17 protein-coding genes are annotated in these 14,382 nt (G+C 73.3%); 7 read left to right on the top strand and 10 right to left on the bottom strand.

The features are described 5' to 3' along the window. Positions 1-19: 19 nt before the first annotated feature. Positions 20-886 (top strand): acyl-CoA thioesterase, encoded by an 867-nt coding sequence (locus AC07FV_RS13030; RefSeq protein ID WP_356606584.1) that lies wholly within the window; start codon positions 20-22, stop codon positions 884-886. A 1-nt stretch (position 887) separates the two neighbouring features. Here the strand turns inward: AC07FV_RS13030 and AC07FV_RS13025 are convergent, their stop codons facing one another. Both AC07FV_RS13025 and AC07FV_RS13020 read right to left on the bottom strand, forming a co-directional pair. After that, positions 888-1,904 (bottom strand): DUF6397 family protein, encoded by a 1,017-nt coding sequence (locus AC07FV_RS13025; protein WP_479086903.1) that lies wholly within the window; start codon positions 1,902-1,904, stop codon positions 888-890. Positions 1,905-2,041: 137 nt separating this feature from the next. Further along, positions 2,042-2,455, bottom strand: a complete 414-nt coding sequence (locus AC07FV_RS13020; protein WP_356606580.1) for a roadblock/LC7 domain-containing protein — start codon at positions 2,453-2,455, stop codon at positions 2,042-2,044. 106 nt (positions 2,456-2,561) lie between these two features. Between AC07FV_RS13020 and AC07FV_RS13015 the strand changes: the two genes are divergently transcribed. Further along, positions 2,562-2,990: a PPOX class F420-dependent oxidoreductase gene (locus tag AC07FV_RS13015; protein WP_479086902.1), complete on the top strand. Its 429-nt coding sequence runs from the start codon at positions 2,562-2,564 to the stop codon at positions 2,988-2,990. A 28-nt stretch (positions 2,991-3,018) separates the two neighbouring features. Here AC07FV_RS13015 and AC07FV_RS13010 read toward each other — a convergent pair whose 3' ends face one another. The 5 genes from AC07FV_RS13010 to AC07FV_RS12990 all read right to left on the bottom strand — a co-directional run bounded on the left by AC07FV_RS13010 (position 3,019) and on the right by AC07FV_RS12990 (position 7,947). Then, on the bottom strand, positions 3,019-3,624 hold the full coding sequence (locus AC07FV_RS13010) for a GTP-binding protein (protein ID WP_479086901.1): 606 nt from the start codon (positions 3,622-3,624) through the stop codon (positions 3,019-3,021). Positions 3,625-3,687: 63 nt separating this feature from the next. Beyond that, complete coding sequence (locus AC07FV_RS13005; RefSeq protein ID WP_479086900.1) at positions 3,688-4,101, bottom strand: DUF742 domain-containing protein; 414 nt, start codon at positions 4,099-4,101, stop codon at positions 3,688-3,690. A 17-nt stretch (positions 4,102-4,118) separates the two neighbouring features. Further along, entirely contained in the window at positions 4,119-4,556 is a 438-nt protein-coding gene (locus tag AC07FV_RS13000) for a roadblock/LC7 domain-containing protein (protein WP_479086898.1), read from the bottom strand. Beyond that, positions 4,553-7,108, bottom strand: a complete 2,556-nt coding sequence (locus AC07FV_RS12995) for a sensor histidine kinase (protein ID WP_479086896.1) — start codon at positions 7,106-7,108, stop codon at positions 4,553-4,555. The genes AC07FV_RS13000 and AC07FV_RS12995 overlap by 4 nt, the downstream gene beginning before the upstream one ends. Positions 7,109-7,173: 65 nt before the next feature. Beyond that, complete coding sequence (locus tag AC07FV_RS12990; protein WP_479086895.1) at positions 7,174-7,947, bottom strand: MHYT domain-containing protein; 774 nt, start codon at positions 7,945-7,947, stop codon at positions 7,174-7,176. Positions 7,948-8,099: 152 nt separating this feature from the next. On the opposite strand from AC07FV_RS12990, the gene AC07FV_RS12985 reads away from it, so the two are divergent. Then, complete coding sequence (locus tag AC07FV_RS12985; RefSeq protein WP_479086894.1) at positions 8,100-8,699, top strand: class I SAM-dependent methyltransferase; 600 nt, start codon at positions 8,100-8,102, stop codon at positions 8,697-8,699. Between the two features lie 4 nt (positions 8,700-8,703). On the opposite strand, the gene AC07FV_RS12980 is transcribed toward AC07FV_RS12985, so the two are convergent. Next, a complete protein-coding gene (locus tag AC07FV_RS12980) occupies positions 8,704-9,459 on the bottom strand; it encodes an alpha/beta fold hydrolase (RefSeq protein WP_479086893.1) in 756 nt (251 codons plus the stop codon). A 124-nt stretch (positions 9,460-9,583) separates the two neighbouring features. On the opposite strand from AC07FV_RS12980, the gene AC07FV_RS12975 reads away from it, so the two are divergent. Beyond that, positions 9,584-10,108: a PadR family transcriptional regulator gene (locus tag AC07FV_RS12975; RefSeq protein ID WP_479086891.1), complete on the top strand. Its 525-nt coding sequence runs from the start codon at positions 9,584-9,586 to the stop codon at positions 10,106-10,108. On the opposite strand, the gene AC07FV_RS12970 is transcribed toward AC07FV_RS12975, so the two are convergent. Then, positions 10,094-10,990, bottom strand: a complete 897-nt coding sequence (locus tag AC07FV_RS12970; RefSeq protein ID WP_479086890.1) for an oxygenase MpaB family protein — start codon at positions 10,988-10,990, stop codon at positions 10,094-10,096. The two genes, AC07FV_RS12975 and AC07FV_RS12970, sit on opposite strands and share 15 nt — an antisense overlap. A 99-nt stretch (positions 10,991-11,089) precedes the next feature. Here AC07FV_RS12970 and AC07FV_RS12965 point away from each other — a divergent pair, with 99 nt between their 5' ends. From AC07FV_RS12965 to AC07FV_RS12955, 3 genes are all read left to right on the top strand, one after another. After that, a complete protein-coding gene (locus tag AC07FV_RS12965) occupies positions 11,090-11,386 on the top strand; it encodes a hypothetical protein (RefSeq protein ID WP_479086889.1) in 297 nt (98 codons plus the stop codon). Between the two features lie 139 nt (positions 11,387-11,525). Then, positions 11,526-12,518, top strand: coding sequence for a hypothetical protein (locus AC07FV_RS12960; protein WP_479086888.1), 993 nt, complete (start codon positions 11,526-11,528; stop codon positions 12,516-12,518). A 162-nt stretch (positions 12,519-12,680) separates the two neighbouring features. Then, entirely contained in the window at positions 12,681-14,075 is a 1,395-nt protein-coding gene (locus AC07FV_RS12955; RefSeq protein ID WP_479086886.1) for a tannase/feruloyl esterase family alpha/beta hydrolase, read from the top strand. A gap of 4 nt (positions 14,076-14,079) precedes the next feature. On the opposite strand, the gene AC07FV_RS12950 is transcribed toward AC07FV_RS12955, so the two are convergent. After that, positions 14,080-14,262 (bottom strand): hypothetical protein, encoded by a 183-nt coding sequence (locus AC07FV_RS12950; protein ID WP_356606553.1) that lies wholly within the window; start codon positions 14,260-14,262, stop codon positions 14,080-14,082. Positions 14,263-14,382: the final 120 nt, after the last annotated feature.

Genomic DNA, 14,382 nt, shown 5'->3' with positions numbered 1-14,382 from the left:
GCACAGGAGAAGCCCACTCATGACGAATCCGGCCGAGAGCCTCGTGTCCCTGCTCGACCTGGAACAGATCGAGGTCAACATCTTCCGCGGCCGCAGCCCCGAGGAGTCGCTGCAACGGGTCTTCGGCGGCCAGGTCGCCGGACAGGCCCTGGTGGCCGCGGGACGCACCACGGACGGCGAGCGCCCGGTGCACTCGCTCCACGCGTACTTCCTGCGCCCCGGGCGACCGGGTGTGCCGATCGTGTACCAGGTCGAGCGGGACCGGGACGGCCGGTCCTTCACGACGCGCCGGGTCACGGCCGTGCAGCAGGGCCGCACGATCTTCACGCTCACTGCCTCCTTCCACAAGCCTGAACAGGGGAGTTTCGAGCACCAGCTGCCGCCGGCCCGCAAGGTTCCGGACCCCGAGTCACTGCCGACGGTCACGGACGAGGTGCGGGAGCACCTGGGGGCGCTGCCCGAGCAGTTCGAGCGGATGGCCCGCCGCCAGCCCTTCGACATCCGCTACGTGGACCGGTTGCGCTGGAGCGCCGAGGAGGTCGAGGAGGCCGAGCCGCGCAGCGCCGTGTGGATGCGCGCGGTCGGGCCGCTCGGTGACGACCCGCTCGTGCACACCTGCGCCCTGACCTACGCCAGCGACATGACGCTGCTGGACGCCGTGCGCATCCCGGTGGAGCCTCTGTGGGGGCCGCGGGGCTTCGACATGGCGTCTTTGGACCACGCCATGTGGTTCCACCGGCCGTTCCGTGCCGACGAGTGGTTCCTCTACGACCAGGAGTCGCCCATCGCCACCGGCGGGCGGGGTCTGGCACGGGGCCGGATCTACGACACGCAGGGGCGCATGCTGGTCTCCGTCGTCCAGGAAGGGCTCTTCCGGGCGCTGTAGGTCATGGGCCCGCGCGCCACAGCCTGCTGAACATGGTGCGGATCCGTCCGGGGGCCTCGGCCTCGGACGGGCGGGGCTCGGGACCGGGTGGGGGCGGGACCTGCGGCACCGGGTGGAGTTCCGGGTGCGGCGCTCGGCGCGATGGGTGCGGGTCCCTCGGTGTCCGGCCGTGTCCGGCCTCTCCCGGAACCGGGCGCGGGAGCGGGCGAGGGGCCGGGTGCTGCCCGCGAGCGACGTCCAGCGCACCCGTCAGGTCCACGCGGAGCCAGTCGATCTCGTCGGGGTCGGTCGCCGTCATGATCTCCTCGGCCAGTTGCGCGGCCGGGGAGCCGGGGGTCCCGTGGAACGGCTGGGCCGGTCGGAACCGCAACAGGTGGGAACGTTCGTAGGGGTCCCTGACGACCTCCGACACCGACACCGGGTCGAGCAGCGACGCCACGGCCGCGGCACGGGACCACGGGTCGTCGGCCCGGCGGAGCAGGAACCCCAGATGCCGGCCCCGCCAGTTGCGGGGGCGCAGGTCAAGGCCCTCCGTCAACTGGTCCCGCAGTCCTTCCGGTGTACGGCCCTTCAGAAGTGCGGCGTTCCCCTCGTCGGAGGCGAACTGCCGCAGGTCGTCGGCCAGGTAGAGCCAGACGACGGCGCGGTAGCGGTTGACGTAGAACGACACGGGGGCCAGGAGGCCCAGCCGGGCGAGGCGGGTGAAGCGGGCCCTGGTCACTTCCAGGAGAGCCGCGCCCTCCGCGGTCCCGACGCAGCGGACGCTCTGCCGCAGTCCGTCGGGGAAGCCCTGCTGCGCCCGGATCCGCTCGATCTCGTCGCGGGCCACCCGCCCGCCCCCTCCCCCTTCGTCGGGCAGCGTGCGGATGCGGCCGAGGTGCACCGCGAGAGCGAACTCGCTGCGCTTGAGGCCGAGTTCGCGTGCCGCTCGGCCGGGCGTGAGGGACGTGCCGCCGCGGGTGGTGCCGATCCGGTCTACGGAGGCCGTCGTTTCGTGCGTGAGGATGTTGCCGGACATGCTCGTCTCCCCCGTGGAGTGTGCGGCCGGCGCCGTCCGCGCCCGCCTGACACAAAACCGTAGCCGCCGGCGCGGACTCGGCGGCGGGCCTGTGGAAAACTCTCCGGACGACCTCACCCGAGGATGAAAACCCCAGGTCAGAACTCTGTCGGTGCTATGCGACCCGGCTGTCGCGCGTCGACGTCGAGGTGTTCACCGACCCGGTTCACGAGCAGCGTCATCTCGTAGGCGATCTGCCCGATGTCCGCCTCGGCACCGCTGAGCACGCACAGGCAACTGCCCGAGCCGGCGGCGGTGACGAACAGGACGGCGTCGTCGAACTCGACCATCGTCTGCTGCACCTGCCCGGCCCCGAAGTGCCGGCCCGAGCCCTTGGCCAGGCTGTGCAATCCGGACGAGACGGCGGCGAGATGCTCGGCGTCCTCCCTCCGCAGCCCCGTACTCGCCCCGGTCACCAGCCCGTCGTTGGACAGCACCAACGCGTGCCGGACGTGTTCCACCCGCCCGGTCAGGTCGTCCAGCAGCCAGCCGAGTCCCTGGTTCTGCACCATGGTCCGAACTCCCCGTGTTGTCCCCGTATGCATGGTCTCCCCCTGGCCGGAGGATCTGCCCGCCAGCCTTCCCCACGCCCGTGCTCCGGGCAAGGAGGATGGGGGCATGGCAGAGAAGATGACCGATGAGGAATGGCGGGCGTTCGTCATGGACGGCACCCGCACCGCGAAGCTGTCGACCGTCCGGGCGGACGGCAGCCCGCACGTGGCCCCGATCTGGTTCCTGCTCGACGGGGACGACGTGGTGTTCAACACCGGCAAGGACACGGTGAAGGGACGCAACCTGGTCCGTGACGGGCGTGTCGCCCTGTGCGTGGACGACGACCGGCCGCCCTTCGACTTCGTCGTGCTGCAGGGGCGTGCGCGGATCTCGGAGGACCTCGCCGACCTCCGGCTCTGGGCCGAGCGCATCGGTGCCCGGTACATGGGCGAGGAGCGCGCCGCGGAGTTCGGGGCCCGCAACGGCGTCCCGGGCGAACTGCTCGTCCGCGTCACCGTGGAGAAGGTCCTGGCGCAGCGGGCCGTGGCGGACTGAGGCCCGTCCGGTCCGAGGCGTGGCGCGGTCAGCGCACGGAGTCGAGCAGTCGGGCGGTGTGCATCCGCCCGGCGTACTCGACGAGCCGGATGAGCACCTCCTTCCCCGAGGCGCGGTCCCGGGCGTCGCACAGCACCACGGGCGTCCCCCGGTCGAGGTCGAGGGCGCGCAGCACGTCGTCGGCGTCGTAGCGGCGTGCCCCCGTGAAGCAGTTGACCGCCACGACGAACGGGATGCGCCGGTGCTCGAAGTAGTCCACCGCCGGGAAGCAGTCGGTGAGGCGCCGGGTGTCCGCGAGGACGACGGCGCCGAGCGCTCCCTGGGAGAGTTCGTCCCACAGGAACCAGAAGCGGTCCTGACCCGGTGTCCCGAAGAGGTACAGGGAGAGTCCGGAGCGGATGGTGATGCGCCCGAAGTCCATGGCGACGGTCGTGGTGACCTTGCGGTCGACGCGGTCCTTGTCGTCCACCAGCCGGCCGGCCTCGCTGAGTTGTTCCTCCGTACGCAGCGGCCTGATCTCGCTGACCGCCCCCACCAGGGTGGTCTTGCCCACGCCGAACCCTCCGGCGACCAGGATCTTCAACGCCAGAGCGCCCGTGTCGCCGTCCGCGGCGTCGGAGTGTTCGGAGGCCATTGCTCACTTCTTCCCGTCCGGGTGGTCGTGCACGGTGTTGCCGGTCATGGTTCTCGGCCTCCGCTAGAGGGCGCGGAGCCCGTCGATCACTTCGCGCAGGATCCGTTCGTCGGGCAACTGCGCGGGTGGTACGGGACGGCTGACGGTGACCGAGCCGAGTTCCACCAGGTCGCCGAGGAGCACTCGGACGACGCCCACGGGCAGGTCGGCGCCGGCGGCGAGTTCGGCGACCGACTGGGTCTCCGTGCGGCACAACCCGAGCAGGGTCCGGTGTTCCGGTCCCAGCGCGGGGTTGTCAGCGTCCGGTGCGCCTGGGGCACGCGTCACGAGGGCGATGAGGTCGAACGCCGTGCCCGCGGGGCCCGGGCGGGTGCGTCCGCCGGTCATGGCGTAGGGACGCACCAGCGGTCCGGCCTCGTTGTCGTACCACTGGCTGCCCGGCCGCTCCCGGCCGTGGCCCGTGGTGTCTCCGTTCATCCGCGCGCCCTTCCCGTTCATCCGCCGGCGGGCGGCCGTGCGGCGGCGCGCGGGGCGGTGCGGAGGTGCTCGCCGACGCGTCGCACCATGCGTGCCATCTCGTAGGCCACCAGGCCGATGTCCACGGTCACGGCGGTGAGGACGGCGAGACAGGAGCCCTCGCCGGCGGCGGCGACGAAGAGGAAGCCGTCGTCCATCTCCACCATGGTCTGGCGCACGCCCCCGGCACCGAAGTGACGGCCGGCACCTTTGGCCAGGCTGTGGAAGCCGGAGGCGACCGCGGCGAGGTGCTCGGCGTCCTCGCGTCCGAGGCCGGTCGAGGCGCCGACGGCGAGGCCGTCGTTCGACAGCACCACGGCGTGTCGCACTTCGCCCACCCGTATGACGAGGTCGTCCAGCAGCCAGTCGAGTGCGCGGGTCCGCCGGGCGGTTCCCGGGCCGGAGTCGTGGATCATGCGGGGTCTCCTTCATCGCTGTTGCCGCCTCCCGTGGTGCCCCCCGGTGCACCGCGGCCGGCTCTCCGGCCCCCGCCCCGCGCCCAGCCGTCCCGGTAGGCCGTCATGCGGTCCCGGGCGGCCTCGGGGGTGCGTTCGTCGTCGCGCGGCGGCGGCTGTGCGCGGCCCGCGGGGCGTCCGTCGCGCAGTTGCGGCGCGAGACTGGCCTGCCGTGTGCGCCGGGGGAGGCCTTCGGGCTCTTCCGGCACGGACCGCAGAACGGGCTCGTCGGAGCCGGCCGAGTCGCCGGGAGAACGGTGCAGTCGCAAGGCGGGGGCTCCCGGGTTCCGGGTCGGTGCGGTCGGTTCCGGCCTGACCGGTGCGAAGGCCGCCAGGGCAGGCCGGTCGGCCGGTGCCGAGACGGTCTCCTGGTGTTCCGCGGGGCCGGGCACGCACGCGCGGAGGTCCTCCTCGGTCCGCGGTGCCTCGTGCGCGGCCCTGGGTGACGGGGTCGCCGCTTCGCCGTGCAGGAGCGCGGTGGGCAGCAGGACGACGGCGGTGGTGCCTCCGTAGGGGGAGGTCCTGAGGTGGACCTTGATGGCGTGCCGGGCGGCGAGCCGGCTGACCACGAACAGGCCGAGCCGGTCGCTGTCGAACAGGTCGAACGTCTCCGACCGGGCGATGCGGTGGTTGGCCTCGGCGAGGCTGTCCTTGCCCATGCCGAGCCCACGGTCCTCGACCTCGATCGCGTATCCGTTGCCGACGGGCTCGCCTGTGACGCGGACGCGTGTGTGGGGTGGGGAGAACTGGGCGGCGTTCTCGATGATCTCGGCGACGAGGTGGGTGAGGTCGGCGACGGCGGCCCCGACGACGGACGCCTCGGGCAGCTGCCGTACCTCCACGCGCGCGTAGTCCTCGACCTCAGAGACGGCCGCGCGGACGACATCGGTGAGGGAGACCGGCATGCGCCAGGCCCGGCCGGGCGCCGCGCCGGAAAGGATGATCAGGCTCTCGGCGTGGCGCCGCATGCGGGTGGTGAGGTGGTCGAGGCGGAAGAGGTCGCTCAGTTCGTCGGGGTCCTCGGAGCGGCGCTCCATGGTGTCCAGGAGGCTCAGCTGGCGGTGGACGAGGATCTGGCTGCGGCGGGCGAGGTTGACGAAGACGCCGGAGATGCCACTGGCCAGTTCGGCGCGTTCCACCGCGGCCCGCAGGGCGGCACGGTGCACGGTGTCCAGGGCTTCGGCGACCTGACCGGGCTCGTCCTCGGCGGGTGGTCCGGGCGGCGCCTCGGAACGGATGTCGATCTCCTCTCCTTCGCGCAGTCTGCGCATGGCCTCGGGCAGCTTGCGCCGGGCGATCCGCAGGGCGCTGTCGCGCAGGCCGACCAGGTCGACCACGAGGCCGCGGCCGATGCGCACGGAGACGACGAGCGACGCGGCCACGGAGAGCAGACCGAGGAGGACCGCGGCCCCCGCCGGTGTGAGCAGGCCGCGCGTGAACGGGTCGGCCCGGTCGGCGACCTCCCGCCCGGCGTTCCGTTCGATGGTCCGCATCCCGTCGCGTACGCGCGCGTACGCGTCGTCCCAGGTGGCCCGTGGCGCCGTCGCGTCGATGCCCCGGGGTCGCGCACCGCGGGCGAGCAGCCTGTCCTCGGTCGCCCCCAGGGACGCGTAGGCGCCGCTTGCGGCGAGTTCCCGCCAGGCGGCGCGTTCGGGGCCTCGCAGGTCGGCGACGGAGGAACCGGTCAGTGTCCGGCGGCGGTCGACGGCTCCGGTGAGCAGCCGCAGCCGCTCGCCGTCGAGGCCGTCGGCGAGGCGGGCGCCGGCGAGCAGGGCGTCCTCCTGGGCCAGTGCCTCGCCCGCGCGGGCGAACTCGACCAGTACGCGCGCGTCGGAGCCGAGATCGGCGTCCTGGACACCGCTCAGCGCGCCGCCCACCGGGAAGGCCGCCGCGATGGCCACCGTGTACCGGCGGTACACCTGCTCCCAGTCCGTGCGGCGGTCGAGGACCGCGTCACGCAGTGGCCCGAGCCGTTCGACGCCGTCGACGAAGGCGTCGAGGCGCCGGGCCACATCGGCGGGGAGGTCCTCGCTGTCGGCGACGGTGTGGCGGTCGCCGAGCCGCAGTCTCGCGACCGCGCTGTCGGTGCGCGCGAAGAGTTCCCGGTAGTCGCCGCTGGGCGCCGCCGACGGATCGGTGGTGTGGCGTACCGCGGAGAGCCGTTCGGCCTGCAACGCGGCGACGGCGGCGCTCACGGGGGACCTGACCTGGCCGTCCACACGCTGCACCTGCCGCAGCCGGGCGATGTCCTGGGCGGTGGTGACGGTGGCGTACGCCCACAGACCGAGCAGGGAGACGACGGGCACCATCAGCAGGCAGACGACTCTGGCGCGCACGGTGCGCGGGCGTATCCCGCGGCGGGCGCGGGTGAGCACCGGGTCGGGTGTCTCGCTCACGGGGTCCGTCCGGTCCTCGTCGGCCGGTGGTCCGGCGTGCGCGCGACGGCCGCGGACGGCCGGCTCGGGCGGCGACGTCCCGGCGCGGGTCGCGGTGGTCGTACGGGTTGTGCGCATGGCCTCCTCGCTCGGTGAGGATCGGTCGGTGCCTCGGGTCGCCGGACTTCGTGGTCCGGGGCCCGTCACCGGGTGCTGCTCCCCACGGGCCGCCGGGCCGGGACGGTAGCCTCCCGCTCCCCTGCCGTCGGCGACAGTGCGACGAAGGCCGCGGTCAGGAAGAGGTAGGACCCGAGGCCGACGGCGAGGGGGAAGACGAACTGCATCGCCGTGGCCCCGGGCAGTGCCGCGCCGGAGGGCGTGACCCGCACGCTCACCGCGGACATGCCGGTGTAGTGCATGCTGCTGACCGCCGCTCCCATGATCAGCGAGGCGCCGGTGACGGCGAGGGGCGAGCTGATGTCGAGCGCCGCCCACAGGGCTGCTGTGGCCGCGGCGACGGCGACGAGGACGGAGAGTCCGACGCGCGTCGGGTCGTAGCTCACGTCGCCGTGCAGGCGCACGGCCGCCATGCCGAGGTAGTGCATGCCGGCCACGCCGAGACCCGTGGTGAGCCCGCCGAGCAGGAGTGACCGCCCGCGGTGGCGACCGTAGCCCACCGCGAAGACGCCGGCGCAGACCACGATCATGGCGACGAGGAGGCTCACGAAGGTGAGCGGTACGTCGTAGCGGATGTCGGTGCCGTGGACCCGGAAGCCGAGCATGGCGACGAAGTGCATCGTCCAGATGCCCGTGCCGATCGCCGAGGCGGCGGTGAGGAGCCAGTTGCGGCGCGCCCGCCCGGTGGCGGCGAGGGCGCGTACGGTGCAGCGCAGTCCGAGGGCCGCGCCGGTACAGGCCATCGCGTACGACAGCGCGGGGGTCAGCCAGCCGAGGGCGGCGTGGTCCAGGTGTCCCATGGCCCCGGGACGCTAGTCCCGGCCCGGGCGCACAACGGGGGCGCATTGCGAAAGGTGTTGTTATCTGACGCAGAGAAGCGCTGGAACGATCGCGTCATGCTCGAACGTGCGCACTGCGGCGTCCTCCCTGCGCTTGGGGGATCATGCGGACCATGAGCGACGACCACACACACGTGCAGGACTTCTTCGGCGCCCGCGCCGCCGACTGGGACAGCCGGTTCCCCGACGACGGGCCCGCCTACGAGGCGGCGGCCGCACAGCTGGGTCTGCGGGAGGGGGACCGCGTGCTCGACGCGGGGTGCGGTACCGGCCGCGCCCTGACGCCGCTTCGGGCGGTCGTGGGGCCGTCGGGCCTCGTGGTCGGGGCCGACCTGACACCTGCGATGCTCCAGGCCGCCGTACGGGCCGGCCGGGATCGTGACGGGCGGCTGCTGCTGACCGACGTCGCCGCGCTGCCGCTGCGGTCGCGTTCGCTCGACGCCGTGTTCGCGGCGGGTCTCGTCGCGCACCTGCCCGATCCCGCGCGCGGTCTGCGGGAGTTGGCACGCGTCGTGCGACCCGGCGGGGTGCTGGCCCTGTTCCACCCGATCGGCAGGGCGGCGCTCGCCGCACGGCAGGGGCGGCGGCTCACACCGGACGACCTGCGGGCCGAACCCCGTCTCCGCCCCCTGCTGGCCGGTTCCGGGTGGTGCATGACGTCCTACGTCGACGAGGACGACCGCTTCCTGGCGCTGGCCGTGCGCGAGGACTGACCGCTCAGCCCCGGCCCGCGACCGCGGCCGCGAAGACGTCGGGCCGGTCGAACATGACGTTGTGCCCGGCCCCCGGCACGGTGATCACGCGCACGCCCGCGTCTTCCAGCGCCTGCCGGCCCGCCACTTCACCGCTGAGTTCGCCCTGGAGGTACACCCGGTCGACCGGCAGCCCTTCGAGGAGGGCGCGCATCACGGGCCGCGACCCCCGGCGCAGCCCCACGGCGGAGCGGTGCAGGGCCCGGGGGTCGGCCAGCCGCATCGTCGCCGCCCACACCGGTCCGACGTGCTCCAACACGCGCGCGTGGCCGCCGTCGACGAAGTCGTCCTCCTCATGGGCGGCTATGCCGCTGCTGCCGGCGGACGGTGGCGGGCAGGCGTCGAGGTTGGCCTCCGTGAGGACCAGGCGGGAGACCAGCTCGGGCCGCCGGTGGGCGAGGACGACGGCGACGGCGCCACCCATGCTGTGCGCGATCAGCTCGGCCCCGGACAGGCCGGCCTCGTCCAGCGCGGCGGCCAAGGCGTCGGCGTGGTCCTCGAGGGTGTAGCCGAAGCCCGCGGGCCGGTCGCTGATGCCGTGACCGGGCAGGTCCACGAAGAGGCTGCGCCGTCCCGCGAGTTCGCGACGCGCCGCGATGTGCGCGTGGTACACGGACGACATCGCGCCGAGACCGTGCACGTACACCCGCGCGGGTTCCTCCCCCGGCGTCTCCGTCCAGCGGATGCGGCTTCCCTCGCTGTCGAAGCGGGCCTCTCGCATTCCGTCCTCCCTCGGTGGGCCGCGGCCCTCGCCGCCCCTCCAGGAGAATACATCGGGACCGATGTATTGGGTAAGCGGAGTATCACACGCTCGATGTACAGCGGTCGTGCGCGAGAATGCGGGCATGCTGGAACTTTCCATCCTCGGATTCCTCTACGACGCCCCCCTGCACGGCTACGAGCTGCGCAAACGCATCAGCGCGCTCACCGGGCACGTCCGGCCCGTCGCCGAGAGCACGCTCTACCCCGCGATCAAGCGCCTGGAAGCGGCGGGCCTCCTCGCGCGCGCGACGCAGCCGGGCTCCGTGGCGGCCCCGCGCCATGTGCTGACCCTCACCGAGGAGGGACGGCAGGAGCTGCGCCGTCGGCTCGCCGAGCCGACGAAGCGTGACATCACCGACGAGAACCGCTGGTTCACGGTCCTCGCCTTCCTCCGGCACCTGGACGACGCCGACGCGCAGGCCGCCGTACTGCGCCGCCGACTGGCCTTCCTGGAGGAACCGGCGAGCTTCTTCTACGACGGTGACCGGCCGCTGCGCGCCGAGGAGCTGGACGACCCCTTCCGGCGGGGCGTCCTCACCATCGCCCGAGCCACGTCCCGGGCCGAACTGGGCTGGCTGCGCGAGACCCTCGGCTCACTCGGCGGCTGACGCCCCGATCCGACGGACCGGGCAGCCCCGGACGCCGGGGGTCGGGTGGGTGCCCAGCTCCGCCAGCCGGTAGCCGTCCGGGTAGCCCTTGATCTCCCTGTTCTGCCGGGCGTGGTGCGGGGCGCGCCTCGGTGGCATCAGGCGGACCGCACGCCCGCGCAGGCGCACCGCGCGGCGCACGATCGCACGGCTGGTGGCGCTCGGCGGCGTGTACCGGAACGCGCTCAGGAGGGGCTCGTCGAGCAGGGCGAGGGTGCCGGTACGCAGGAGCGGTGCGAGGGCGCCGGGGTACCAGGAGGCCATGAGGTCGAGGGTGCCGTCGGCGACCCGGCGTGCCTCCTCGTCCCACGCGAAGTGGGCCTCCTCGTAGGCGTCGAGGCAGGCTTCGAACTCCTCGTACGAGGCGGGCACCTCCTTGATGCCCATGTGCCGTCCCAGCGTGCGGTGGTGGACGGCGGAGGCGACGGTCTCGTGGCGCGACAGTCTGCGCCAGCCGTAGGCGTCGATCCACCGCTTGGGGATCACCACGAACGTGCACAGGACGTAGCGCATGTCGTCGTTGGTGATGTCGTAGGCGCGGTGCATCTGGTTGATGCGCCGGATGGCCGTGCGGCCCTGCTCACTGCCGAAGCCGTGCTCGACGACGGCGTCGAGCAGCAGCGCCGTGTCGTCGTAGCGCTTCTGCGCCCGGTCCGTGAACTCCTCGGTCCGCGCCAGCAGTCGGCCGATGCTCGGCACGGCGTAGGTGCGGTACAGCGCCAGCTCCAGGGCGCGGGCGAAGTCCCACGGGAACTCGTAGGCCGAGGCCAGCCGATAGATCTCCGACGCGTCCTCGTTAGGGTCCATCCGCCGGATCTGCCGCAACCGCTCGTAGCGCTTCACAGTCCCCGTCCCCTTCTGCCGTAGGAGCTTCAACTCTACTTTGGGGAGCGGGAGATGCACGGTCGCCGACCGTGGTATCCGGCAGGGGAGGTGGTCCGCTTGTTCGGCAGGATCCGCGAGAACTGGGGCAGGTCCCGCACCGTCCGGCGCACCGGGGGCAGCGGCGGAGGGGGGCCGCGTTCGCGCAATCTCTTCGATGCCGCCGCCGCCTACGTCTCGGCGGCCGCGGAGAACGACCAGGAGGGCATCGACGAGGCGGCGGGCTGGGTGTCGCCGGAGGCCCTGTCGTTCGGGGTGAACGAGCTGGCCTGCCGGGCCGTGATCGCGCTCGCGCGGGAGCGCGGCGAGTCGCCGCGGGAGGTGGCCCGGGACCTTCTGGGGCTGCCCGCGTCCTGACCCGGCCCTGCGGGGGCCGGTGGTCGATTCGCCCCGACCAGCCGGAAAGCTGCAGCTAGGGTGCGTCTGGGAGTCGTGACAAGGGCTTCCCGGTCGCACTAGGGTGCGCGCCATTGGACCAACCGATGGGGAGGCTGGGATGGCCGGGACGGACGAGGACACCGTCGCCGCCGCGGAAGATGCGCTCTACGTGCTCACGGCGGTGTTGCTGACGCCGGCGAAGTTCCCGAGTGTGCTGGGCGACGACTACGTGGAGGCGTGCGCGGCGCTCGGTCTCCCGCCGCTGGCCGACGGCTACGGCCTGGTGCTCGGCCAGGACGGCGACGGTGCGCGGTGGACGGTGGTCATCGACGACGCGTCGCTGGTCGCCGTGGCCGTGGCGTCCTGGGACTGCGGGATGGAGTACGAGCTGTCGCCGGACGAGCGTACGGTCGTCACCGCGCTGCCCGGCTGGCCCCTGGCGGTGGCCGTGGCGGCCCCGGGCGTGCCCGCGCCGCACGATCCCGGTCCCGAGTCCGTCGACCAGCCCGCGTTGACGCCGCCGGACACGTCCGTGTGGGGGCCGGCGCAGCGACGGCTGGGGGCCGACGAGATCGCCCAGCAGTGGGCCCGGTGGCGGGAGCAGATCGACGACGCGGACTTCCCCGTGCCGGACGGCGGGCCCGCCGCGGACGGGCGCGTCCCGAACGATGACGATGACGCCGCCGCCGACGGGGACCGGGCCGCCGGCGCCGACGAGGGGGCGCCGGCCGGCGGCACGGACCGGGCCGCCCCCGCGGACGGCACCGGCACCGGCACCACGGACCGGGGCGCCACGACGGATCAGGCCGGCGCCGTGGGCCCGGTCGATGCCGGGTCTCCCGGGCACAGCGGTGTCCGGCGCGTGCTCGCGGAAGCGCGCGCCTACCTCGACACGCCCCCGCCACTGGGACGGGTCCGTTCGTCGTTCGCGTCGGGGGACGCCCGGACACTGCGGGCCGACGGTCCCGGCTGGTCGCTCGTCGCCCGCACCGACGACATCGCCTTCATCCTGCTCGACGAGGAACCCGGGGAGGTTCTGCCGGTCGGCCGGGGGCCGTCGCTGCCCGGGCTCCTGGAAGCCCTCGACAGAATGGCGGTACGGCCGAGCTGATCGGGTGGCGGAGGGCCCGGCAACGGTGCGGGACCGCCCCGGGCCGCCTTCCCCCCCATACCTGGCCGTTCCCTCATGTGGTTCGAGCACATGGATACGGTCGCGGTGGGCCCGCACGATGGGGCAGCCCTGAGCTCCGCCCCACAGCGCCTGGAGGCCCTGATGCGTCTGCCCCGTGGTGTCCCCTTCCTCGCCGCCGCCCTCACCGCGGTCGCGCTCACCGGGCCGGCCCCCGCGGCCGCGCAGGCCGACGGCGGAGGGGGGCACTGCTCCCGCCAGGACCGTGTGCGGGTGCCGGGCGCGGCCGTGCAGCGCAGCGCCTGCCTGGACGATCTGACCACCACCGGGCTCGCGGGCACCCCGTACACCGACATGGCCGACCAGGCCGGGCTGACGGCCGGTGGCACCGAGGTGCCGTCCGGTGTTCCCGGCGTCCAGGTGGACGGCTACTTCCCGGACTCCTCCCGCTTCAACGCCACGCACGGCTGGCGGCACGACGCGCAGTTCGTGATCCGGCTGCCGGACCGCTGGAACGGCGGCCTCGTCGTCACGGGGGCGCCGGGCACGCGCAAGCAGTACGCCACGGACAAGGCGATCTCCGACCGCGTCCTCGCCCAGGGGTACGCGTACGCCGCGACCGACAAGGGCAACAGCGGCGCGGACTTCTACCGGGACGGCGCACGGCCCGGAGACGCGGTCGCCGAGTGGAACACCCGCACCACGCAACTCACCCGCGCCGCACGGCGCGTGGTCGCCCAGCGCTACGGACACGCACCGCGTCACACGTACATCACCGGGATCTCCAACGGCGGCTACCTCACCCGCTGGCAACTGGAGAACCACCCGGAGCTGTACGACGGCGGTGTGGACTGGGAGGGGGCGCTGTGGACCGCGGACGGCCCCAACCTGCTCACGTCCCTGCCGGTGACGGTGGCCCGGATGCTCGGCGGGGCACGGGAGGAGGACCTGTACACGGCGGGCTTCGCGCGCGGATCCGAGTTCCTGTGGCCCTACCACGAGAAGGCCTACTGGGGGCTGACCCAGAAGATCTACCGCGCCGAGTTCGACCCGGGCTACGACCCCCGCTGTCCAGGACCGACCGCCGGGACCGCGCTGGAGGAGATCCTGGCGCCGTGCCCCTCCGACGCCGTCTACGACTACGCGGCGCGCCCCGCCTCCGTCCACCGCGCGGTGGCCCGGGTCGCCCTGACCGGACGCGTCGCGAAGCCGCTGATCACCCTGCACGGCGATCTCGACGCGCTGCTGCCCAAGGCCGCCGACTCCGACGTGTACGCGCGCATGATCGACGCGAACGGCCGGGGGAGGCTGCACCGTTACTACACGATCGGGGGCGGCACCCACGTCGACGGGCTGTACGACACCCATCCCGACAGGCTGCGACCCATCCTGCCCTGCTACCGGTCGGCGTTCGACGCGCTGACCGCGTGGGTGGAGCGGGGCACCCAGCCGCCCGCGGACCGCACGGTCGGCAGGCCCGCGGACGGCGACGTGGTCAACTCCTGCTCGCTGCGGGAGCCGGCCGCGACGGGGCGTTAGCGCCTCATCGGCCTATCTCCCTGCGGGTCGTACGGCGCAGTCTGCGCCGCTGCGAGGGGTCCAGGGTGAGGTATGCGGCGGCCGGGACTCCCAGAACGATCAGCAGGGCGGCCCACCACGGGAGCCAGATCAGCAGGATGAGCCCGGCCGCCACACCTCCCGCGGCAACCTTGGCGTTCTTCGACATGGTCTCGCCTCCTTCGCGGCCACTGCCGCTCTCTGTCCTGAAAACGGGCCCGCGCTCCCGGCAGTTCCGTGCGGCGCCCCTGAGACCTCCCTGAGGCTCGACCCCTACGCGACCCTGAGA

The organism is Streptomyces sp. NPDC045956 (assembly GCF_056430705.1).
Note: the sequence above shows the minus strand (reverse complement) of the source record. Positions and strands in the feature narration are given on the sequence as shown.